At 68.6% G+C, this 427-nt stretch carries 1 pseudogene; it reads left to right on the forward strand.

Features of this window, described 5'->3' with window-relative positions:
• Positions 1 to 427, forward strand: a pseudogene (aceE, locus tag JHD82_RS29075) (pyruvate dehydrogenase (acetyl-transferring), homodimeric type); the annotation flags it as partial.

Here is a 427-nt window from a genome sequence, read left to right on the forward strand (position 1 = left end):
GAGGAGGGCATCCTCAAGGGGCTCTATCTCCTGACGAAGGGCGCGGCGCAGAAGACAGGCCTGACCGCGCAGCTCATGGGCTCCGGCACCATCCTGCGCGAGGTCATCGCGGCGGCCGACCTGCTGGCCAAGGATTTCGGCGTCGCTTCCGACATCTGGAGCGCCACCAGCTTCAACGAGCTCAGGCGCGACGGCATGGCGGCGGAGCGCTGGAACCTGCTGCATCCGACCGAAGGGCGGCGCAAGAGCTGGGTGGAGACGCAGCTTGCCGGCCGTGACGGCCCGGTCGTCGTCGCGACCGACTACATGCGCAACTACGCCGACCAGATCCGCGAATACGTCCAGGCGGCGGGCAAGCGCCTGAGCGTGCTCGGCACGGACGGCTTCGGCCGGTCGGACTATCGCGTCAACCTGCGCCGCTTCTTCG

Origin of the sequence: Delftia sp. ASV31, from assembly GCF_016428765.1 — a bacterium.
In the GTDB taxonomy this organism is placed as follows: domain Bacteria; phylum Pseudomonadota; class Gammaproteobacteria; order Burkholderiales; family Burkholderiaceae_C; genus Comamonas; species Comamonas acidovorans.